Source organism: Xylophilus sp. PBN-3R (assembly GCF_057747805.1).
Map to the genome: position 1 here is coordinate 2109512 of NZ_CM173225.1, position 22062 is coordinate 2131573.

At 65.4% G+C, this 22062-nt stretch carries 21 protein-coding genes; 14 read left to right on the top strand and 7 right to left on the bottom strand.

Annotated features, from left to right (window positions below; all coding sequences use genetic code 11):
* Window positions 1–39: 39 nt before the first annotated feature.
* From AC3ANW_RS10030 to AC3ANW_RS10040, 3 genes are all read right to left on the bottom strand, one after another.
* Window positions 40–1014, bottom strand: a complete 975-nt coding sequence (locus AC3ANW_RS10030) for a Bug family tripartite tricarboxylate transporter substrate binding protein (RefSeq protein ID WP_488345026.1) — start codon at window positions 1012–1014, stop codon at window positions 40–42.
* Between the two features lie 102 nt (window positions 1015–1116).
* Window positions 1117–2469, bottom strand: a complete 1353-nt coding sequence (locus tag AC3ANW_RS10035; RefSeq protein ID WP_488345027.1) for an amidase — start codon at window positions 2467–2469, stop codon at window positions 1117–1119.
* Window positions 2466–3134: an RraA family protein gene (locus tag AC3ANW_RS10040; protein ID WP_488345028.1), complete on the bottom strand. Its 669-nt coding sequence runs from the start codon at window positions 3132–3134 to the stop codon at window positions 2466–2468. The genes AC3ANW_RS10035 and AC3ANW_RS10040 overlap by 4 nt, the downstream gene beginning before the upstream one ends.
* 102 nt (window positions 3135–3236) lie before the next feature.
* On the opposite strand from AC3ANW_RS10040, the gene AC3ANW_RS10045 reads away from it, so the two are divergent.
* The 10 genes from AC3ANW_RS10045 to AC3ANW_RS10090 all read left to right on the top strand — a co-directional run bounded on the left by AC3ANW_RS10045 (window position 3237) and on the right by AC3ANW_RS10090 (window position 13638).
* Window positions 3237–4154, top strand: a complete 918-nt coding sequence (locus tag AC3ANW_RS10045; protein ID WP_488345029.1) for a LysR family transcriptional regulator — start codon at window positions 3237–3239, stop codon at window positions 4152–4154.
* 123 nt (window positions 4155–4277) lie between these two features.
* Window positions 4278–6377, top strand: a complete 2100-nt coding sequence (locus AC3ANW_RS10050; protein WP_488345030.1) for a molybdopterin-containing oxidoreductase family protein — start codon at window positions 4278–4280, stop codon at window positions 6375–6377.
* 17 nt (window positions 6378–6394) lie between these two features.
* Entirely contained in the window at window positions 6395–7978 is a 1584-nt protein-coding gene (locus AC3ANW_RS10055) for an ABC transporter substrate-binding protein (RefSeq protein ID WP_488345031.1), read from the top strand.
* 77 nt (window positions 7979–8055) lie between these two features.
* Entirely contained in the window at window positions 8056–8211 is a 156-nt protein-coding gene (locus AC3ANW_RS10060) for a hypothetical protein (protein ID WP_488345032.1), read from the top strand.
* The gene (locus AC3ANW_RS10065) at window positions 8208–8723 is read left to right on the top strand and encodes a DUF4142 domain-containing protein (protein ID WP_488345033.1); all 516 of its coding nucleotides are present in this window, start codon (window positions 8208–8210) and stop codon (window positions 8721–8723) included. The genes AC3ANW_RS10060 and AC3ANW_RS10065 overlap by 4 nt, the downstream gene beginning before the upstream one ends.
* A gap of 170 nt (window positions 8724–8893) precedes the next feature.
* Window positions 8894–10084: a CaiB/BaiF CoA transferase family protein gene (locus AC3ANW_RS10070; RefSeq protein WP_488345034.1), complete on the top strand. Its 1191-nt coding sequence runs from the start codon at window positions 8894–8896 to the stop codon at window positions 10082–10084.
* A 1-nt stretch (window position 10085) separates the two neighbouring features.
* The gene (locus AC3ANW_RS10075) at window positions 10086–10925 is read left to right on the top strand and encodes an enoyl-CoA hydratase (protein ID WP_488345035.1); all 840 of its coding nucleotides are present in this window, start codon (window positions 10086–10088) and stop codon (window positions 10923–10925) included.
* Between the two features lie 15 nt (window positions 10926–10940).
* Window positions 10941–11918 carry a quinone oxidoreductase family protein gene (locus tag AC3ANW_RS10080; RefSeq protein ID WP_488345036.1) on the top strand — a complete coding sequence of 326 codons (978 nt, stop codon included), beginning with the start codon at window positions 10941–10943 and terminating at the stop codon, window positions 11916–11918.
* Window positions 11919–11950: 32 nt separating this feature from the next.
* Complete coding sequence (locus AC3ANW_RS10085) at window positions 11951–12922, top strand: tripartite tricarboxylate transporter substrate binding protein (protein WP_488345037.1); 972 nt, start codon at window positions 11951–11953, stop codon at window positions 12920–12922.
* Between the two features lie 38 nt (window positions 12923–12960).
* The gene (locus tag AC3ANW_RS10090; RefSeq protein WP_488345038.1) at window positions 12961–13638 is read left to right on the top strand and encodes a GntR family transcriptional regulator; all 678 of its coding nucleotides are present in this window, start codon (window positions 12961–12963) and stop codon (window positions 13636–13638) included.
* Window positions 13639–13647: 9 nt separating this feature from the next.
* Here the strand turns inward: AC3ANW_RS10090 and AC3ANW_RS10095 are convergent, their stop codons facing one another.
* The 3 genes from AC3ANW_RS10095 to AC3ANW_RS10105 all read right to left on the bottom strand — a co-directional run bounded on the left by AC3ANW_RS10095 (window position 13648) and on the right by AC3ANW_RS10105 (window position 16814).
* Window positions 13648–15021 carry an MmgE/PrpD family protein gene (locus AC3ANW_RS10095; protein ID WP_488345039.1) on the bottom strand — a complete coding sequence of 458 codons (1374 nt, stop codon included), beginning with the start codon at window positions 15019–15021 and terminating at the stop codon, window positions 13648–13650.
* A 31-nt stretch (window positions 15022–15052) separates the two neighbouring features.
* A complete protein-coding gene (locus tag AC3ANW_RS10100) occupies window positions 15053–16036 on the bottom strand; it encodes a Bug family tripartite tricarboxylate transporter substrate binding protein (protein WP_488345040.1) in 984 nt (327 codons plus the stop codon).
* Between the two features lie 85 nt (window positions 16037–16121).
* The gene (locus AC3ANW_RS10105; RefSeq protein ID WP_488345041.1) at window positions 16122–16814 is read right to left on the bottom strand and encodes a GntR family transcriptional regulator; all 693 of its coding nucleotides are present in this window, start codon (window positions 16812–16814) and stop codon (window positions 16122–16124) included.
* A 138-nt stretch (window positions 16815–16952) separates the two neighbouring features.
* On the opposite strand from AC3ANW_RS10105, the gene AC3ANW_RS10110 reads away from it, so the two are divergent.
* Window positions 16953–17801 (top strand): ABC transporter substrate-binding protein, encoded by an 849-nt coding sequence (locus AC3ANW_RS10110; RefSeq protein ID WP_488345042.1) that lies wholly within the window; start codon window positions 16953–16955, stop codon window positions 17799–17801.
* A 28-nt stretch (window positions 17802–17829) separates the two neighbouring features.
* Window positions 17830–18657: a substrate-binding domain-containing protein gene (locus tag AC3ANW_RS10115; protein ID WP_488345043.1), complete on the top strand. Its 828-nt coding sequence runs from the start codon at window positions 17830–17832 to the stop codon at window positions 18655–18657.
* A 15-nt stretch (window positions 18658–18672) separates the two neighbouring features.
* Here AC3ANW_RS10115 and AC3ANW_RS10120 read toward each other — a convergent pair whose 3' ends face one another.
* Entirely contained in the window at window positions 18673–19578 is a 906-nt protein-coding gene (locus tag AC3ANW_RS10120) for a LysR family transcriptional regulator (RefSeq protein WP_488345044.1), read from the bottom strand.
* A gap of 147 nt (window positions 19579–19725) precedes the next feature.
* Between AC3ANW_RS10120 and AC3ANW_RS10125 the strand changes: the two genes are divergently transcribed.
* Together AC3ANW_RS10125 and AC3ANW_RS10130 are read left to right on the top strand one after the other, a co-directional pair.
* The gene (locus AC3ANW_RS10125; protein WP_488345045.1) at window positions 19726–21000 is read left to right on the top strand and encodes a gallate dioxygenase; all 1275 of its coding nucleotides are present in this window, start codon (window positions 19726–19728) and stop codon (window positions 20998–21000) included.
* A 47-nt stretch (window positions 21001–21047) separates the two neighbouring features.
* Complete coding sequence (locus tag AC3ANW_RS10130; protein ID WP_488345046.1) at window positions 21048–22034, top strand: tripartite tricarboxylate transporter substrate binding protein; 987 nt, start codon at window positions 21048–21050, stop codon at window positions 22032–22034.
* The last annotated feature ends 28 nt before the right edge of the window (window positions 22035–22062 follow it).

The window sequence follows — 22062 nt, forward strand, 5'->3', positions numbered from 1 at the left end:
GCACCCCCCCGGACGCCGCCTGGAAACACACCCGCCAAATTACTGCGGCGTGATGTTGTTGTCCTTGACGAACTTGGCATAGTCGGCCGATTCCCTGGCCAGGAACTTGCCGAAGTCGGCCGAAGAACCACCCACCACGTCCAGCGAAATCTCGCCGATCTGCTTGCGAACGGCAGGGTCGGCCAGCACCTTCTGCATTTCTGCATTGAGCTTCGCGACGATGGCCGGCGGGGTGCCGGCCGGCGCTGCCATGCCGATCCAGGTGACCGAATGGAAACCGGGCACGCCGGCTTCGGCGATGGTCGGCACTTCGGGCAGGTTGGCGATGCGTTTGTCGGTGGTCACGCCCAGTGCGATGAGTTTGCCGGTCTTGGCGTAGGGCACGGCGGTCGGCGAGGTCTCGAACATGATGTCGATCTGGCCGGCGAGCAGGTCGGACAGGGCCGGAGCACCGCCACGGTAGGCCACGTTCAGCATGTCGGTGCCGGTCGAGCTCATGAACAGGCGGGCCGCCACGTCCTGCGCGCCGCCCACGCCGGCGGTGCCGAAACTCACCTTGCCGGGGTTGGCCTTGGCATAGGCGATCAGCTCCTTGACGTTCTTCACCGGCAGCTTGGGGTTGACGATCAGCACCGCCGGCTGGTCGGCGATGCGGATGATGGGTGCCAGGTCCTTCTGCGGATCGAACGGCAGCTTGGCGAACAGGTGCTGGTTGGCGGCCATGCCCGAAGGTGCGACCAGCAGGGTGTAGCCGTCCTTCGGAGCCTTGGCCACGACGTCCATGCCGATGTTGCCGCCAGCACCGGCGCGGTTGTCGACCAGCACCGGCTGGCCCAGCGCTTCGGAAAGCTTCTGGCCGACCAGGCGGCCGATCATGTCGACGCTGCCGCCCGGCGGGAAGGGCACGATCATCTTGACCGGCTTGTTGGGGTAGTCCTGCGCGAAGGCAGGCGCGGCCAGGCAGGCGATGCTGGCGACGGCGACGAGGGTCAGGGCGCGGAAGAGGTTTTTCATGGTTTCAAGAAGTCCGGAATTGCAGGTTGGGGCGCGGCTCGCTCATGGCGAACCGCTTCTTTTGGGTTGGTCTCCTCGGCGCTCCTGCTGCTTGGCTTCTTTTCAGGCTTGCCAGCGGATTTCGTGCCAGTCGGTGGCCGACTGGAAAGCGCAGGCGATATCCATAAGCTGGCGGTCGTGGCCTTCGGCTGCCGCGATCTGCAGGCCGATGGGCAATTGCTGCCGGTCGTAGCCCAGCTGCACCGACACGCCGCACAGATCCAGCAAATTCACCGCGCGCGTGTACTTGACCGGCGGCTTGCCGTGATCCACCTCGGCGATGGGAGTGGCGGTGTGCGGTGTGGCAGGCGTGACGAACGCGTCGAACCGCTCCAGCACCGTGCCGATTTCACGTTTGAGGGCATCGCGCTGGCGCAGCGCGTCGTAGTAACGGACGGCGCTGATGGCGCCGCCGCCGATCAGGCGAGGCCGCACCGCGCTGTCCATCGGCAAGCTGGCATCGGACGCCTTGGCGCCCCAGAAGCTCGCACCCTCGGGCAGCATGATGGCGGCCGCGATGTCGGCGAAGCTGTCGAAGGAACCGGTCAGCGCGATGGGATCGAGCCGCGCTCCATTGGCACGCAGCACTTCCAGCGCGGCGCGGTAGGCGTCCAGCACCTCCGGCTGGACGCCTTGCAGGTCGGCATCGCCCAGGTAGCCGATGCGTTTGCCTTCCAGGCCTGTCTGCGCGATGGCGGCCTCGTCGGTCAGCGCGGTATAGGCCAGCGATGCATCGGCTGCGGTCTGGGTGAACAGGCCGACGCTGTCGAGCGTGGTGCTGAGCGGCACGACGCCTTCGGTGCTCAACTTGCCGACCGTCGGCTTGAGGCCGGTGATGCCGCAGAACGACGCCGGCATGCGCACCGATCCGCCGGTGTCGGTGCCGATGGACAGCGGCACCATGCCGGCGGCCACCGCCACGGCCGAACCGCTGCTGGAGCCACCCGGTGCGCGGTGCACGTCGCGGCCCCAGGGGTTACGCGGCGCACCCATCTGGTCGTTGGTGCCCCAGGCGCCCAGGGCGAACTGCACCATGTGCGTCTTGCCGACGATGACCGCGCCACTGGCCAGAAGCCTTTTGGCGATCCAGGCGTTTTCGGTGGCGATGCTGTCTGCCAGCAGCGGCGAACCGGCGGTGGTGGCGCGGCCGATCAGGTCCACGTTGTCCTTGATGGCGACCGGGATGCCGTGCAGCGGACCCAGGTCGAAACCGCCGGCCAGCAGCTTGTCGGCGGCCTCGGCGGCCAGCAGCGCCTCGTGTTCGAACACGCTGATGAAGGCATGCAGTTCGCCGTCGAGCCGTGCGATGCGCGCCAGGCTGGCACGCACCAGATCGACCGAGGTGCAGCGGCCGTCGCGCAGCTGCGCGCCCATTTCCGCGATGCCTGGGAAGCCGTCTTCGAAAACCGCGCTCATGCCAGCCCCATGGCCTTCTTGATAATGCCGGTGGTGCCCATGATGTCCGGGTATTTCTCGCCGGCATCGAGGCGGCGCAGCGTCGTCTTTTCATCCAGCTGCATCTGGATCGCGCGTTTGGCCGACGCCTCGATATCGGCCGGCGGCAATACCAGGATGCCGTTTTCGTCGGCCAGGATCGCGTCGCCCGGATTAACAGCGACTCCGCCGCAGGTGACCGGAATACAGAACTCGCCGCCCAGTCCCAGCGATTTGACGGTGACCGCCGAAGTGCCCTTGGACCAGACCGGCACGCCGTACTGGCGGAGTTCTCCCAGGTCGGTGACCAGCCCGTCGACGATGAAACCGGCCACGCCGATCACCCTGGCGGCGTATGCCACGGCGCCGCCCAGCGATGCGATGGACATTTCGCCGCAGCGGTCCATGACGATGATGTCGCCCTTGCGGGCCTGGCCGATGGCGTAATGGACCATCGAGCCGTCCATGCCCGGCACCCGCACGGTGACCGCGGTGCCCACCACCCGGCGGTCCTGGAAATGCGCCTTGATGTCCGGCGACATGAAACCGGTATATCGGAAATGGCCGATGACCGCGGGTTCGGCCTGCACCAGCAGGTCCAGCAGGGCCGGGTCGACCTGGGGCGGAAGGGAATTGAGATGGAACAAGGCGGCGACTCCGAAAAGAATTCGATAACAGGCCGCAAAGCTATCAGCCGCATCCGCTGCGACAAAATTGATTATTCGAAAGCGGGTTGATAAAATAAATGGATGACCCGTTTTACCTTCCGGCAAATCGAAGCCTTTTATTGGTGCGCGATGCTCGGAACCGTGCATGCCGCTGCACAACACCTGCATATAAGCCAGCCCGCGGTATCCACCCGCATTAAGGAATTGGAAGAGGCGCTGGGCCTCACCCTTTTCTCGCGCAGTCACCAGCGAATAGAGCTCACTCCGGCGGGCCGCAAGGCGCTGTCGTACGCCGAGCGAACCCTGCGTGCCGGACACGAGTTCCAGCAGCTCGGCGGCAGCCGGACACCGATGCGCGGCGTGCTCCGTTTTGGTGCAGACGAAACCGCCGCGATGGTGGTTGCCACCGAATTGCTGCGGCAGATCAAGCTCTTGCATCCGGGCCTGAAGGTCGAATTGACCCTGGAGGTCAGCAAGGTTTTAAGTGAAAAACTGGCTCGCGGCGAGATCGATGTGGCGCTGCACGGCACCGCCTTGCACCGGCCGAACGTGGTCGACGAGTTGCTGGGCCGCATTCCGCTGGCCTGGATCGCCGCAGCCGGTTTCGATGTCGGCAGCCAGCCGCTGACACCTGAACAGGCGGCCACGCTTCCCATCGTGACCAATCCGCCGCATTCCATCCTGCATGGCCTGGTGAAAGAATGGCTGAATGTGTCGGGTTATGAATTCAATAACTTCAATTCATGCAATTCCATATCGCTGATGATCCGGCTGGTGCAATCCGGGCATGCTATTGCGGCATTACCCATGCCGGTGATCCGCGAGGCATTGAACAGCGGGGCCATTCGCCTGATCGAAACCCGGCCGCCATTACCGACGATGGCTTATTACATATCCTATGTCGACGATAAAACCGATTCGGATATCGCCGATATTGTCGCCCTGGCAAAAGGCGTATTACATACGGCGCAGTTTTTCGGCGAACTGATCCCGCATTGATGCCCGGTCCACCGGTCTGCCGCAAATGCCTTTTCACGGTGCATGTGGTTGGCACACGGATTGCTTGACTTTTGTGTACCCAGGGTACAGAAATGTGCATCGCATCCGACAAAGGCCGACCGCATGAACGCAGATTCCCCAGGCACCGAAAGAGTGGTCCACGGCGCCTGCCCGCACGACTGTCCCGACACTTGCGCGATGCTCATCACCGTCAGGGACGGAGTTGCCGTCAAGGTGAAGGGAGATCCTGCGCACCCGACTACCCAGGGCGCCCTCTGCACCAAGGTTTCGCGTTACCTGGAGCGGACCTACAGCCCCGACCGTGTGCTGTATCCGATGCGGCGTGTCGGGCCCAAGGGGCCGGGGCAGGGGCAGGGGCGATATGAACGCATCGGCTGGGACGAGGCGCTGGACACCATCGCCGAGCGTTTGAAGGCGATAGCGGCCGAGGACCCGCAGGCCATCCTGCCGTATGCCTACTCGGGCACGCTGGGCCTGGTCAACAACTTCGGAATGCCGCGCCGGTTCTTCCACCGGCTGGGTGCGTCGCTGCCGGAACGGGTGCTGTGCGCCACGGCGGGGCGCACCGGCTACAACACCGTGATCGGCGCGCAGGTGGGCGTCGACATCGTGCATTTCGCCGAGTCGAGACTGATCATCCTGTGGGGCACCAACCCCATCGCGTCCAACCTGCATCTGTGGACCCGCATTTCCGAGGCCAGACGCCAGGGCGCACGAGTGATCGCCATCGATCCCTATCGCTCCCAGTCGGCAGAAAAGGCCGACTGGCATATCGCGCCGCTGCCCGGCACGGACGGCGCACTGGCCTTCGGCCTGATGCACCTGCTGATCCGCGACGGCCGGATCGACCGGGACTACATCGACCGCCACACGCTGGGCTTCGACGCGCTGGCTGCCCGCGCGGTCGAATTTCCGCCCGAGACGGTGGCCGGCATCACCGGGCTTCCGGTCGAAACCATCCTGCAATTGGCGAGCGAATACGGCGCCGAACGCCGCTCCGCGATCCGCGTCAACTTCGGCCTGCAGCGCCATGCCGGCGGCGGCAATGCCATGCGCGCCATCGCCTGCCTGCCCGCCCTGACCGGCGCCTGGCGCGAAGTCGGCGGCGGCGTGCTGATGGACGTGGCGGGCGCCCACGCCATCGACCTCGCAAAACTGGACGGGCGGCACATGCTGCCGAACCCGCCACCACGGTCGGTGAACATGGCGCAGATCGGCCGGGCGCTGACGGAACTGAACGATCCGCCGATCAAGGCGCTGTTCGTCTATGCATCCAACCCGGTGGCGGTTGCGCCCAACAACGGCCTGCTGCGCGAAGGCCTGCTGCGGCCCGACCTGTTCACCGTCGTGCACGAGATCTTTTTGACCGACACCTGCGACTACGCAGACATCGTGCTGCCCGCCACCACCCAGCTGGAGCAGTTCGACATGCACCGCCCCTACGGAACCCTCTACACCATGCTCAACCAGCAGGCGATAGCGCCGCTGGGCGAGGCTTGTTCAAACGCCGAGCTGTTCCGCCGGCTCGCCGAACGCATGGGTTTCGACGATGCCTGCCTGCGCCAGTCCGATGAAGAGATCGCCCGCGAGGCCTACGACATGTCGGCACCGGTCAACGCCACGCTGGACTTCGATGTGCTGCACGAACAAGGCTGGCAACGGCTGAACCTGCCGGAACGCCACGCGCCTTTTGCCGAGGGCAACTTTCCCACGCCTTCCGGCAAGTGCGAATTCGAAAGCCGGTCCGCCGCGGAGCAGGGCTGGAGCGCGGTTCCCGAATTCATCGCGCCGCGCGAGTCTTCGCTGGGCAACCCCGAACTGGCGAAGAAATTCCCGCTGATGCTGCTGACCCCACCGGCGCGGCACTACCTCAATTCGAGCTTTTCATCGGTCGAGTCGCTTGTGCGCGATGTCGGCGAACCCTGGGTCGACATCAGTCTGGGCGACGCAGCCGCACGCGGCATTTCGGACGGCGACCGGGTGCGGGTCTTCAACCATCGCGGCGCGTTTTCGGTCATCGCCAAGGTGGGCGACAAGACCCGCGACGGCGTGCTGGTCGCACCCTCGATCTGGTGGCTGAAGAAGACCTCCGACGGAGAGAACGCCAATGCCGTCACATCCGACGGCCTGACCGACATCGGCCGCGGAGCAACTTATTACGACACCGCGGTCGAGGTGCAGAAGCTCGCCGCCTTCCTTTAGCCACTCCCTGGACCAGCATGAAAAAACGTGAATTCCATAAGTTCGTATTGGCAAGCGGAGCCATCGGGCTGGGCTTGCACCAGAGCCCGGCACTCGCCCAGAGCAAGGGCGGCACGCTGAACGCCATCCTGAACCCGGAGCCCGCCATGCTGAACCTGGCGGTGAACCAGCAGACACCGACGCAGACCATTTCCGGAAAGATCTTCCTGGGGCTGCTGACCTATGACTTCAACCTGAAACCGCTGCCCAGCCTGGCGAAAAGCTGGACCGTGTCACCCGACGGCCTGACCTACACCTTCAACCTCGAACCCGCCGCCAAGTGGCACGACGGCAAACCCCTGACGTCGGACGACGTGCTCTACACGGTGAAGGAGTTTTTGCCGCTGACACATCCGCGCGCCAAGGCGATCTTCGGCCGCTGCGAGTCGATCACCGCGCCCGATGCACAGACGGTGGTCTTCAAGCTGGCCGCGCCTTTCGGCCCTTTCCTGGGTGCGTTCGACATCTCGAACCTTCCGGTGATGCCCAAACACATCTACGCCGGCACCGACCCTTTCAAGAACCCCAACAACATGGCGCCCATCGGTTCGGGGCCCTTCAAGTTCAAGGAGTGGGTGAGGGGTTCGCACATCCACCTGGTGCGCAACGAGCTGTACTTCAAGCCCGGCCTGCCTTACCTGGACGCGCTGATCTATCACATCATTCCGGACGGCGCCTCGCGCGCCGTCGCCCTGGAAAACGGTACGGTGCAGCTGTCGCAGTGGACCGACCTGGAACTGTTCGACGCCCAGCGGCTGGCCAAGTCGCCCAAGCTCACCATGACCACCAGGGGTTATGAATATTTCGCGCCCATCATGTGGCTGGAGATGAACAACCGCACCGCGCCGATGAACGACAAGCGGTTCCGGCAGGCCGTCATGCATGCGATCGACCGCAACTTCATCAAGGACCGCATCCTCTATGGATACGGCAAGGTGGCCACCGGACCGATCAATTCCAAGACCAAGTTCTACGACAGCAAGGTCAAGACCTACGATTTTTCGGTCGCCAAGGCCATCGCGCTGCTGGACCAGATGGGCCTGAAACCCAACGACAAGGGCATACGGGCGACCTTGAAACTGCCGGTCGGCCCTTTCGGCGAGATGTCGGTGCGGGCCTGCGAATACGTGCGTCAGTGCCTCGGCAAGATCGGCGTGACGGTGATCCTCGAAACCGGGGACGCCGGCAGCTACGCGGCGCGCATCAGCAACTGGGACTTCGACCTGAACCTGTCGTGGCTCTACCAGTTCGGGGATCCGGCGCTGGGCGTCACCCGCAACTATGTGTCGACCAACATCCGCAAAATCATGTTCACCAACACCGAGGGTTACGTGAACCCCGAGGTAGACCGGCTGGCCGACGCCGCGGCGGCAGAAGTGACCGACGCCAAGCGGCAGCCGCTCTATAGCGAGATGCAGAAAGTGCTGGTCGAGGATGTGCCCATCGCCTGGCTGGTGGAGATGGAGTTCCCGACCATCTACGACAAGCGCCTGCAGAACGTGGTGACGACGGCCATCGGCATCCACGAAAGTTTCGATTCGGTGTACTTCGCCAAGGGCTGATCAAAAGCGGCTTCACCTACAAGGGGCGCCGCCCCGTTCTGACGGGCGTTTCCGGGGGGTTGGGCGAAAACGTGGGCATGAGCACACAACCCAAATCCCCCGACGTTTCATCCAGCGGTTCCGAGGAGCCCAAGCCTCATCTCAGCGAGGACTCCATTCCCCAGGACGAGGGCACGGACAACGAGTGGCAGATGGAGCCGCTGACCGAGGAAAGGCAGGAGGCCGCCAAATGATCAAGTTCCGCCACTCAGCACTGGCCCTTGCGGTAATGCTCGGCACCGGTCTGGCCCACGCCGCCGGCGCCTTCGACCAGACCGACAAACGTTTCGTGACCGATGCGGCCAATGCCGGCGTCTACGAAGTGCAGGCCGCCCAGGTCGCCGCTAAAAAAGCGCAGGACCCCAAGGTCCGCGCATATGCCGAAATGCTGGTGAAGGACCACACCCGGGTCAACGACGAACTCACCCAGCTGGCCGCGACACGTTCGATGGAGCTGCCCCGCGAACTGCCGCACGACCTGCGGGGCCGCGTGCAGGGACTGGAACGCGAAAAGAGCGAATCGTTCGACCGCGACTTTCTGCAGAAAGTCGGACTGGACGACCACAAGAAAGACATCGAACTGTTCGAGAAGGCCCAGGACAAGGCCACCGATCCTGACCTGAAGGCCTTCGTCAGGAAGACTTTGCCCGGCCTGAAGGAGCACCGGGCGCAGGCAGAAAAACTGATGGTAGGCCTGCCTCGCTGATTCTTCGTCCTTCGCTGCGCCCGCATCGCCGGAAACGGTCATGCGGGCGCAGCTTTTGATGGGTTTGAAAATAAGTTTCCGATCCTGACTTACCCTTGAAAGTGTTGACACTTGATTGATAATTGAAAACACTGCGGCTTAGAAAGTTCTTCAGTCAACAGAGCCCACCCATGCCGCACATGCCAGCTTCCCAGGCCTTGAAACGTTTCCGGGTCATCGACCTGACACAAGTCCGTGCCGGCCCGACCTGTTGCCGCCAGCTGGCGGACTGGGGGGCCGACGTGGTACAGGTGCAGATGCCCGAACACATGCGTGGCGACGACACGCTGGGCGGCCAGGACGGGTCGGACTACCAGTACACCCACCGCAACAAACGCTCCATCACCCTCAACCTGAAGGAGCCGGAAGGCATCGAGACACTCAAGCGCCTGATCGCCACCGCCGACGTGGTGGTCGAAAACTTCCGGCCCGACGTCAAGTTCCGCCTGGGTATCGACTACGAATCGCTGTCGATTGAAAACCCGGGCCTGGTCTACGCCAGCATCTCGGGCTTCGGCCAGACCGGGCCGCTGGCCAAACGCCCCGGTTTCGACCAGATCGCGCAGGGCATGGGCGGCCTGATGTCGGTCACCGGCCAGCCGGGCGAGGCGCCGATGCGGGTGGGCATCCCCATCGCCGACCTGTGCGCCGGCATCTTCGCGGCGCAGGGCATCCTGGTCGCCCTGCTGGAGCGCGACAGCTCGGGCCGCGGCCAGTGGCTACACACCTCGCTGCTGGAGTCGATGGTCTACATGATGGATTTCCAGACCTCGCGTTACCTGATCGACGGCGAGATCGGCACCCAGGCCGGCAACTTCCACCCGACCAGCATTCCGACCGGCGTCTACAAGGCCCGCGACGGCTACATGAACATCGCAGTGTTCGGCTCCAAGATCTGGGAACGCTTCTGCAACATCCTCGGCGCGCCCGAGTGGATCGACGACCCGCGCTACCACGACAAACCGTCGCGCTCGGTCAACCGCGAAGACCTCAACGCCGAGATCAACCAGCGCCTGGCCGCGCAGGACCGCGAACACTGGATCCGCGAGTTCAACGACGGCGGCGTGGCCTGCGGGCTGATCAGCAACGTGCGCGAAATGCTGGAAGAACCGCAGGTCGAACACCTCGGAATGATCAAGGACGTGGTGTCGGCCCGGCTGGGACCCCAACGCATGGTCGGCCAGCCGGTGCAACTGGAACGCACGCCCAGCAGCATCGTCCGATCGGCGCCTCGCCGGGGTGAACACACCGAAGAAATCCTCACCGAACTCGGCCTCGGCGCCGAAGACCTGAGCCGCATGAAAGCCACCGGAGTCTATTGAGATGATTGAAAAGAGCGACCAGAAAGAAGACCGGAACCTGCCCGCATACGCCTCGACCACCGAACGGGTGCAGTCATGGCTGGACGGCAGCACCCTGCATATCCGTTTCAACAACCCGGCTCGCCACAACGCGCTGTCGGTCGATATGTGGGAAGCCGTGCCGCCGCTGTTGCGGACCGCAAGGGACGACGACCGGGTGCGTCTGGTGGTGTTTTCCGGCGCCGGCGAAAAGGCGTTCGTCTCGGGCGCCGATATCTCGCAGTTCGAGGACATGCGGGCCGCCAGGGAAGCCGTCACGCGTTACGAGGCGATGGCGGAAGAGTCGCTGATGAGCATCCACGACTTCCCGAAACCCACGCTGGCCTGCATCCGCGGTTATTGCATCGGCGGCGGGGTGAACGTGGCGATCAGCTGCGACATCCGCATCGCCACCGCCGACTCGGTGCTGTCGATTCCGGCCGCGCGGCTGGGGCTCGGTTACCGGTATTCGGCGATGAAGAACCTGGTTGATCTGGTCGGCCCCGGCGTGGCGAAGGACCTGTTCTTCACCGCCCGCCGTATCGACGGAACGGAAGCTCAGCGGGTTGGCCTGGTCACCCGGGTCTGCCCACCGGACGGGCTCGACGCGCTGCTGGCCGAATACACCGGCGCCATGGCCGAGAACGCGCCACTGACCATCGCGGCGGCCAAGGCCATTACCCGCGAAATCATGAAACCGTCGACCGACCTGGACATGGGCCTGTGCACCACGCTCATTCGGGGTTGCTTCGAAAGCGCCGACTACACCGAAGGCCGCAGCGCCTTCATGCAGAAACGCAAGCCGGTCTTCACCGGTCACTGATCAAGAGGACGACCGATGAAAAGCTACTGGATGCAGATGACCGAAACGGGCACCGTGCTAGAGCTGCGCGACACGCCGCAGCCTGAAGCGGGTGCCCGGCAATTGCTGGTGCGTATGCGCGCCGCCTCGCTCAACCGGGGCGAGTTCGTCATCGGCCACGGCCTGCACGGCGCGGCCGGCAGCTGGAAAGCCATCGGCGGCGAGGGCGCTGGCGAGGTGGTTGCGGTGGGCGCGGAAGTGACCGGCTTCAAGGCCGGTGACCGGGTGATGGGCCGTTGTTCCGGGGCTTTCTCGGAATACGCGCTGATGGAAGTGGACGAGGCGATGCACATGCCCGAAAACCTCGGTTTCGAGCAGGGCGCAAGTGTGCCGATGACCTTCCTGGTGGCTTTCGACATGCTGGTGTTGCAGGGCCGGCTGCAGGCGGGCGAATGGCTGTTGATCAACGGTGTTTCTTCCGGCGTCGGCGTGGCCTCGCTGCAATTGGGCAAGGTGCTGGGCGCGAAGGTGATCGGCACCTCGGGGTCGGCCGACAAGCTCGAACTGATGAAAGGCCTGGGTCTGGATGTCGGTATCCAGACCCGGGCTCCCGACTTCGCCGGGCGGGTGATGGAAGTCACTGAAAAACACGGTGCCGACATGGTGGTCAACGCGGTGGGCGGAACGGTCTTCGCCGAGAACATCCGAGCGATGGCTTTCCAGGGCCGGCTGGCCACCGTGGGTTATGTCGACGGCGTCGTCAAGGCCGAGATCGACCTGGACGCACTACATGCCAGGCGGCTGACCCTGTTCGGCGTTTCCAACAAGCTGCGCACGCGCGCGCAGCGGGCCGCCGCCGTGCCGCGTTTCGTGGCCGAAGTCATGCCGCATATCGCCGCCGGACGCATCCGGCCGCAAATCGACCAGGTGATGCCGCTGGCGCAATTGCCGCAGGCCAAGGCACTGATGGAAGCCGGCGGCCATGCGGGAAAGATCGTGCTGCGGATGGACTGAGCACTTCCATAAAAAAGACGGAGACAGACAACATGAAGAAACGCAATTTCGTCCTTGCCGCCTGCGTGGCCGCCGCCGCGCCACTGGCCTTCGGGCAGGGTTCTGCCTATCCCGCGAGGCCGATCCGGCTGGTGGTCGGTTTCGCGCCGGGTGGTGCCGCCGACCTGGTGGCGCGCGCCATGAGCGACGCGCTGGCCAAGGCGCTCGGCCAGCCGGTGCTGGTCGACAACAAGCCCGGCAACGGCTCCAGCATCGCGGCCGACATCGTCGCCAAGGCGCCGGCCGACGGCTACACATTGCTGATCGCCAGCCCCAGCAGCATGTCGGTCAACCCGGCGCTCAACCCCAAGCTGGGTTATTCGCCCAGGGACCTGATGGCGGTCACCAAGATCACCACCTCGCCGCTGGTGCTCGCCGTCAATCCGGCAACCGGCATCAAGACCGTGCCCGAACTCATCGCCGCGGCGAAGAAGGACCCCGGCAAACTCAACTATTCGACCTCCGGCAACGGTTCGGCGCCACACCTGGGGGCTGCGCTTTTCAGCCAGGTGACCGGTGTCGAGATGACCCATATCCCCTATCGCGGCGGCAGCCTGGCCATCCAGTCGGTGATGGCCGGCGACACCCAGCTGACCTTCGGCACATCGCCGTCGGTGCTGCCGCAGGCCAGCGGCGGCAAGCTGCGGGCGCTGGCGGTGAGCACGAAGGACCGTTCGCCGCTGGTGCCAGGCATTCCGGGCATGGCCGAGGCCGGTTTGCCGGGTTACAGCATCGAGTTCTGGTACGGCATGTTCCTTCCGGCCGGCACGCCCGCACCCATCGTCAGGAAGGTCTACGAAGCCACGGTTGCGGCCATGCAGCAGCCCCAGGTGAAGGCCACGCTCGCGCGCGACGGCACCGAGGTTTCCGTCTCCGAGTCTCCGGAGAAATTCGATGCATTCCTGGCGGAAGACGGCAAGTTCTGGACGCATCTGGTGAAGAGCGCCAACGTCAAGGTCGAATGAGCGTGCAGGGGCTTGTCGCGCGCAGGTAGCATTTGCCCATGGCGATCTCACCCCCCATCACGCGCGGCCCCGGCCTTTCGCACACCATCGCGGCCGAACTGAAGGCGCTCATCTATTCCGGCGAATACCAGCCCGGCGAGCGCATCAACGAAGCCGCGCTGGCGCTGCGCATGGGCACCAGCCGCGGGCCCATCCGCGAAGCTATCAAGGTGCTGGCAGGCCTCGGCATCGTCACGGCCGTGCCCAACAAGGGTGTCTTCGTACGGCAGTTGTCCTTGCGCGAGATGCTGGAGATCTACGAACTTCGCGCCCTGGTATTCGGTTATGCCGCCGACCGTGCCTGCGAACACCTGACCGAAGGCCACCGGCAGAAGTTCGAAAAACTGCTCGACGCCATGGACGCGGCCTGCGAGGCCGGCGACGGCACGCTGTACTACGAACTCAACCTGGAGTTCCATGCGCTGATCCTGGTGCTGTCCAACAACCAGCGCGCCCGGCAGGCCTACGACGACTACGTGAAGGAGCTGCACCTGGTGCGGCGCAAGTACTTCAACGCGCCCGGCAACATGCGCCGTTCCAACGTGGAGCACCGCGCCATCTACGACGCCATGGTGGCGTCGAATCCGGCCAAAGCCCGCGCGGCAGCCGAGCGCCATGTGCAGGCCGGCCGCGTGCGACTGCTGTCGCACTTCGACCCGGCGCCCCTGGCCCCCTGAACATCGGCCTCAGGCCGGTCGCGCCAAGGCCGCCAGTGCGCGCACATCGGGTGCATCGCCCAGGCCCCAGCAGGCGTCGAGCAATTGTCGCGTGCGGTCTGCGCCCAGGATGGCGTCCGACATTCCGCTGAACTTGGCTTCCAGCCGTGCGTCGCTCAGCGGCCTCTGCATCGAGCCGATGGCGTGTTCGACGAACACATGCACACGCCGGCCGTCGGCCAGCACCGCCGTCACGTCTGCGCTGGCCTCGTCGATGCTGTCGTCCACCGTGGCGACCACCTTGCGGCGCAGTGCCACCATGTCGGCGCGGTTGACGATGTCGTCGGCATATTCGTCTTCGGTCGCCTTGCCGAAGATCAGGCCGGCAGCGCAGCCGTGGTAGACGCTGAACTTGCCCTGCAGGCCGTCGGCCGGTTCCTTCTTGCCGGTGAGCTCCAGCACCAGCGAGTGCACCCGCAACTCGATGCCGGCCACGTCTTCGGCCCGCACGCCCTGGTCGCGCAGCTGCACGCAGGCGTCGATGCTGGGGTGGATGACGATGCCGCAGGCGAAGGGTTTGTAGCTGTTGAAGGAGATCTCGAAACGCTGGCCGAGTTCGTCGGTCACCTCGCTCCAGGCGGTCTTGGGCGACACCACCTGGGCAAAACCGCGCGGCGCTTCCAGCGCGCGAGGGCTGGCGGTAAAGCCATGCTGCGCCATCAGCGCCGACATCAGGCCGGCCCGTGCCGCGCCGCCGGGGTGGAAGGGTTTGGTCATGGTGCCGAACTGCTCGCGCAGGCCCACCGGCTGCGATGCGGCGATGCCCAGCGCCATGCGTGTGCGGTCCACGTCAAGGCCCAGCAGCCGGGCGCAACCGGCGGCCGCGCCCAGCATGCCGGTGGTGCCGGTGATGTGCCAGCCGCGGTCGTAGTGGTCGGGATAGATGGTGTTGCCCATGCGGCAGGCGACGTCGATGCCGATGACGAGCGCGTCGATCACCTGCCGGCCGCTGGCGCCCGTGTGTTCGGCCAGCGCCAGCAAGGCGGATGCAACCGGGCCGGCCGGATGGATGATGGTCTTCAGGTGGGTGTCATCGAAATCGAAGGTGTGCGAACTGATGCCGTTGAGCAGCGCGGCGCTGGCGATGTCGACCTTTTCGGTGCGGCCGGCGACGGTGGCCTGGGCCGAAGGCTGCAGCACCTGCACCGCCGCCAGCGCGGCTTCGACCGCTTCGTGGTGCGCAGCGCCGACAGCGCAGCCGAGCCAGTTCAGGAAGGTTCGGTGGGCTTCGCGATCCACCGCGTCGCTCCAGCCGCGCGAGGGATGGTTGGCCACGAATTCCGCCAGGATCTGCGTGATGGGCGGGGCGTTGTGGTCGGCCTGGACCTGTGTGTTGCGTGCCATGTCTGTGAGGTTTTCCGAGGTTTTGGATGGGTCAGTCGAGCGAGATGTTCTGTGCCTTGGCGAGCGCGGTCCAGCGGGCCACGTCCTTCTGGATGTAGGCGCCGAATTCGGCCGCCGACATCACCATCGGCTCGACCGCCTCCCCGCTCAGCTTGTCGCGGAGGTCGGGTGCATGCAGCACGGTGGCCAGGGTTTCGTTGAGTTTCTGCACGACGGCAGGCGGCATGCGGGCGGGCCCGACGACGCCGTACCACTGCACTGCGTCGAAATTCTTCAGGCCCAGTTCGTCGAGCGTCGGCACGTCTTTCAGCTGCGGCGCGCGGGTGTTGCCGGTGACGGCGATGGCGCGGACGCGGCCGCCGCGGATGTGGGGCAGGGCCGCTGCAAGTCCGGGGAACACCGCCTGCGTCTGGCCGCCCATGGCGTCGGTCAGGGCGGGCGCGATGCCGCGATAAGGCACGTGGACCATCGGCGTGCCCAATTGCTGGGCCATCAGTTCCATGGTCAGGTGGGTGAGCGAACCCGCGCCCGCCGAGCCGTAGCTCACCTTCCCCTGGTTGGCCTTGAGGTAGGCGACGAACTCCTTGAAGTCCTTTACCGGCAGCTTGGGATCGATGACCAGCACGTTGGGCGTTGCGCCGATCATGCCGATGGGTGTGAAGTCCTTCACCGGGTCGTAGGGCAGCTTGCGGGTGGCCGGGGCGGTGCCGTGGGTGGCCACGTAACCCTGCATCAGCGTGTAGCCGTCCGGCGCGGCGTTCATGGTGTTCTGGCAGGCGATGACGCCGCCCCCGCCGCCCTGGTTGTCCACCACGATGGTCTGGCCCAGCACCTTGGCCCAGCGTTCGGTGACGGTGCGGCCGACGAGGTCGCTGCCGCCGCCGGCCGCGACCGGCACGATGTAGCGGATCACCTTGTCGGGATAGCCCTGCGCGCGCGCCAGGCCTGTCAGGCCCGAGAGCGCTGGAAAGAGTGCGAGCGGGGGCACCGCCCGCAATAACGTGCGTCTCTGCATTTTTGTCTCCGTCTTCTTGTCGTCTTCTTCGTCTGCGCGGTCGCCCCATGCGGCCGCCCGGTATCCGTGGGGCCTGGCCCGGCTCTCAGCCGGTGGCGTCGTTCAACCGCCCGAAGGCGTCCTTGACGTGGGTGGCCAGCAGCTTTTCGCATCGGGCGGCATCACCGTCGCGCAGGGCGCGGGCGATGGCGGAGTGTTCGGCAATGGAGGCCTTCATGCCCATGTCCTGCGACAGGTTACGAAGGCGCGACAGGTGCAGCTTCTGAACCACGTTGCGATAGGTCTCGGCCACCGGCAGGTTGTCGGCGGCCTCGACCATCAGCCAGTGGAAACGCAGGTTCTCGGCGTAGTAGCGGGTGACGTCGCTCACCTTGGCGGCAGCACGCATGGTGGCGATGGAGGCGTCCAGGGCGTCGCACAGTGCGATGCGCGCGGGCAGAGGCAGGGCGGTCGCACGTCGGCCGGCATAACCGTCGAGCAGGGCGCGCAGGTCGTACAGGCCGCGAATCTCGTCGGCATCCGGCGCATGCACGAAGACGCCTGCATGTTTGCGGGAGACGACCAGTCCGGAGCTTTCGAGCTCACGCAACGCCTCCCGCACCGGCACCCGCGAAACACCCAGTTCGGCTGCCACCTCCGGCTCGCCGATGCGTTCGCCGGGCAGCAGTTCGCCGCGCAGGATGCGACCGAGGACATGCTCGCGCACCAGCTTCGAGAACGATGTGTCGCGTACGGCGGCCAGGTGGTTTTCGTCAGCAGTGGTTTGCCAGGGAAGCATGGTTTTGATCCGGTTGGGTGTACGTAATATCGTATACGTTAGCGATTTAAAAAATTCGGGTTTGCCTGGGTCGAGGCTCTCGATCCATCTGGCAGAGTGCGGCACGCCCCGATCCATGACCTTTTTCGAAGACATTCCATGCATCCTGAAATCCAGCGCCGCTCCACCCTGGCCGTCATGGCCGCTACGCTGCTCGCCGGCTGTGCCGGCACACCGAGCCCGACGCCCCCGCCGAATGCCTTCGAGGCCACGTCCGCCGTCGTCGCCGCACTGGCCCCGACCGGCCGCCTGCGCGCCTCCATCAACCTCGGCAACCCGGTGCTGGCCGGCCGCGACAAGTCGACCGGTGCCTTGTCCGGCGTTTCGGTCGACCTGGCCCGGGAACTCGGCCGGCGCCTGAACGTGCCGGTTGACCTGATGGCGGTGGATGCCGCCGGCAAGTCGGTCGAGGTGGTGCGCGGTGGCCATGCCGACATCGGTTTCTTCGCCATCGATCCGCTGCGCGGGGAGGGCGTTTCGTTCACCGCCGCCTATGTGGTGATCGAAGGTGCCTACATGGTCCGCGCCGACTCGCCGCTGCAACGCAACGAGGATGTCGACCGCGCCGGCCTGACGGTGGCCGTCGGCAAGGGCAGCGCCTACGACCTTTATCTGACACGCGAGTTGAAGAACGCCACGCTGGTCCGCACGCCGACGTCCGGCATGGTGGTCGACGAATTCATGAACAAGCGCCTGGACGTGGCCGCCGGTGTGCGCCAGCAGCTCGACTTCGATGCGAAGCGCTTCAGCGACGTGCGCCTGCTCCCCGGCCGTTTCATGGTCATCGAACAGGCGATGGGTGTGCCCGCCGGCCGGCCGCCGCTGGCGGTGCAAGCCCTGCGCGCCTATGTCGAGGAGATGAAGGCCAGCGGTTTCGTCGCACAGGCCTTGCAGCGGAACCGCATCGAAGGCGCACTGGTGGCACCGCTGAATTCCACCGTCCGGTGAACCCGTCCTGAATCCATCAAGGCATTCCATGAAAACAAAACCTTTTCTTGCGCCGGTCGTTTCGGTATCCCGTCGCGCCACCTTGCTGGCGGGCCTGTTCGTGGTCGGCCTGGCCGGTTGCACCGCGCCGCCTGCTGCCAGGGTGCCGCACCAGGTGACGATGATGACTTCCGGGGCCTTCGCAGCCACCGCGACCGAACTCAAGCCGGGCTATGAGGCGAGCACCGGCGACAGCCTCACCATCGTCTATGGATCGTCCATGGGCGGCGCGTCGGATTCCATCCCCGCACGGCTGGCGCGCAATGAGCCGGTAGACGTGGTCATCCTGGCGCGCAGCTCGCTCGACGAACTGGTCGCGCAGGGCAAGGTGGTGCCTGGCAGCCAGGTCGACCTGGTCAATTCCCTTATCGGTTTCGCGGTGCGCACCGGCGCGCCCAAGCCCGATGTCAGCACGGTCGCCGCGGTGCGCGCCGCCTTGCTGGCAGCACCGTCCATCGCCTATTCCGCGAGCGCCAGCGGCACCTATTACCAAAACGAGATGCTGAAGAACCTGGGCATCGAGGCGCAGGTGAAACCGAAGAGCAAACGCATCCTCAGCGAACGTGTCGGCACCGTCGTCGCGCGCGGTGACGCCGAACTGGGGCTGCAGCAGGTGAGCGAACTGCTGCCCATTCCCGGAGTCGATTTCGTCGGTGTGCTGCCGCCCGAACTGCAGCGCATGACGACGTTTTCCGCCGGCATCTCGACCACGGCAAAGGACGTCGCGGGCGCCAGGGCGCTGATCCGCTATTTCGCTTCGCCCGCCGTGGTGCCGGTGCTCGAACGCAACGGGCTGGAGTCGGCCTCGCGCCCCTGAAGCCGCGTCCGCCGGCTACCGGGCGGCGATGCGTACCTGGTGCGCCGCCCGGTGCAGGTGCGACATCAGGTGCCGGACCAGCGCCCGGGTCGCGACGTCGCCGCGGATGATCACGCCCACATCCAGGTCGAGTCCACGCTCTTCGACCGGTATCACCGAAACGAAGTTGCGAGACACCGGATGTTGCGCGATCTGCTCCGGCATCAGGGCCACGCAGTCGGTGCTGCTGACCAGCGACAGCAGCGATAGCGTCGAGTTGACGATGGCGCCTGCCGGGGGCGCCGGCAGCCCCTGTTCGTCGAACCACTGGCGGGCGTAACCGGTGGCTGCATTGGCGCCGGTGTAGACCCAGCGCGCCGGCTGCAGGTCTGCCAGCCGGCGGGCCGCCAGCCACGGACTGCCGATGCGGGCCACCGGCACCATGGTTGTCTTCACGAGCGGTTCGACCACGAATTCGTTGCGCGGCAGTTCGGGCGGCACGCCACCCACCATCAGGTCGACCTCACCCGAACGCAGGCGCTGCAGCTGCGCCACGTAAAGCTCTTCGCTCACCCGTATCTGCACCTCCGGATAACTCTGGCTGAAGGTGCGCAGAGTTTCCGGAATCAGCAGCATCACCGCCAGCGGCACCGCGCCGATATGCAACTGGCCGACCATGTCACCCCCCAGCCGGCGCACCGCGTGGGCGGCGTCCTCGAACTCGCGCAGCGCTTTGGCGGAGTGTTCGTAGACCACCCGTCCCTGCGCGGTCGAGGTGACTCCGCTGGGTGTGCGCATCAGCAGCGGCGCACCCATTTCAAGCTCCAGTTCACGCACCAGCTTCGAAAGCGCTGGTTGCGAGATGCCCAGTTTTTTGGCGGCCGACCGCAGGCTGCCTTCCTCGACGGCGGCCATCAGGCCCTTGATGCTGGTCAGTTTCATGCGGCCGATGCTATTCGGCCGATGCCGCTTTCCCAAACGTGATAACGCCAGGTTCTCGCCCCTTCGAACGCGCTATCTATCCGCGAAGGCCATGCCTCAACACAATCGCGCCGCATCGACCACAAGCGCTGCGGCGCAGGGGACAACATGGCCAGAATCATCGGGGGCATCGGCGCCTCCCACACGCCGACCATCGGCTTCGCCTTCGACCGCGCCAAGGAAGACGACCCGCAGTGGGGCCCGGTTTTCTCGGCCTTCAAACCGGCCCGCGAATGGCTGCAGGCGCAGAAACCGGACGTCATCGTGATGGTCTACAACGACCACGTCACCTCCTTCTTCTTCGACCACTATTCGGCGTTCGCGCTGGGCATCGGCGAACAATGGGCGGTGGCCGACGAAGGCGGCGGCGCACGAGACCTGCCCGCCATCGCCGGCCACAGCGCACTGGCGCGGCACGTCGGCCGCAGCATGACGGCGGAAGAGTTCGACCTGTCCTTCTTCCAGGACAAGGCGCTGGACCACGGCTGTTTTTCTCCGCTGTCGATGCTGTGCGACCACCGGCCGGACTGGCCCGCCCCCATCGTGCCGCTGCAGATCGGTGTGCTGCAGTCGCCGACGCCGTCGGCCAGACGCTGCCTGAAGTTCGGCCGTGCCCTGCGCCGTGCCATCGAGAGTTTTCCGGACCCGGACCTGCGGGTCGCCATCGTCGCCACCGGCGGTCTGTCGCATCAGGTGCACGGCGAACGTTCGGGTTTCAACAACCAGGAATGGGACGCCCGCCTGCTGGAAATGGTGCAGAACGACCCCGACCGGCTGGCCGAGCTGACGCTCGCCGAATACGCCGGCCTGGGCGGCTACGAAAGCGCCGAGGTTGTGATGTGGCTGGTGATGCGCGGTGCGCTGTCGGCCAGCGTGCGATGCCTGCACAAGTCGTACACGCTGCCGTCGATGACCGGCATCGCCACGCTGGTGCTCGAAAACCTGGCCAGCGATCCGGTGGCAGGCGAGGTGCGCCGCCACCGGGCCCTGATGGCCGAACAGGGGCAGGGGCCCGAACTGGCCGGCACCTATCCCTTCGACCTGGACCGCAGCGTGGCCTCGTACCGGATCAGCAAGTTTCTGCACGGCCTCATCCAGCCGGCGCGGCGCAAGGCCTTCCTGGCGGACGAAACCGCGATGCTGGCTGCCGCCGACCTGTCTGAGCAGGAGCGGGAATTGATCCGCACCCGCGACTGGCAAGGGCTCATCCACTACGGCGTCATCTTCTTCCTGCTGGAGAAGCTGGGTGCGGTCGTCGGCGTGCCCAACCTGGCCATTTATGCCGCCATGCGCGACCAGCCGCTGGAGGATTTCCTGCTGACGCGCCAGGTGCCGCTCAGCTATTCCGTCGCCGGCAAGGCAGAAGAGGAGACCGACGCCTGAACCTGTTCCCCGGACTGATCCATCCCCCAAAAACACAAAAGAGACATATGAAAAACACCAAACGCTTTCTCTGTAAATCCATTGCCATCACCGCGATGGGCCTGGCCGCGGGCCTGGCAGCCCAGGCACAGGAATTCCCGGCACGCGCCGTACGCCTCATCACCCCGTTCCCGGTAGGCAGCGGACCCGACGGCCTGGCGCGGCTGCTGGCCGACAAGCTGGGCCGGGCGTGGGGCAAGGCGGTCATCGTCGAGAACCGGCCGGGTGGCAACGGTTTCGTCGCCATCGACGCATTCAGGCGCGGCGCCACCGACGGCCACGACATGATCCAGCTGGACAACGTCCACCTCACCGCCTATCCGCACCTGTTCAAGAAGCTGCCCTACGACGCGACGAAGGACTTCGACGTGCTGATGCCGCTCAACAAGGCCTACTTCCTGTTCACCACGGCCAAGGCATCGCCGTACCAGAACCTGAAGGACCTGATCGCCGATGCCAAGGCCCGGCCAGGCCAGCTCAATTACGGATCGTGGTCGGTCGGCAACCCGGTGCACCTGGGGTCGGCCCGTTTCGCCGCAGCCACCGGCACCGACATGGTTCACCTGATCTACAAGGAAACCAGCCAGCTCTACACCTCGGTGGCCAACGGCGACCTGTCGTTTGCCATGGGTTCCAGCGGCTCCACCCTGCCGCTCTACCAGGCGGGCAAGATCCGTTACCTGGCGGTGGCCGCACCTCACCGGCTCGCGGCCCTGCCCGAGGTGCCGACAATGGCCGAGGCCGGTGGCCCGGGCGACTTCGAAGTCAGCGGCTGGACGGCGCTTGCATTGCCGCCGGGCCTGCCCGCAGCCGTGACCAACAAGGTCCGCCGCGACGTGGCCGCCGCGCTGGCCGACCCCGCCATCCAGGCCAAGTACACCAGCTTCGGTTACGTGCCTTTCGTGATCGCGCCGGACGCGTTCCGCCAGTACATCAAGGACGAATCGGCATCCATGGGCCGGGTCATCCAGCAGACACGCGCATCGCTGGACTGAAGGCTGCCGGCCTTCTTCGAAAAATACC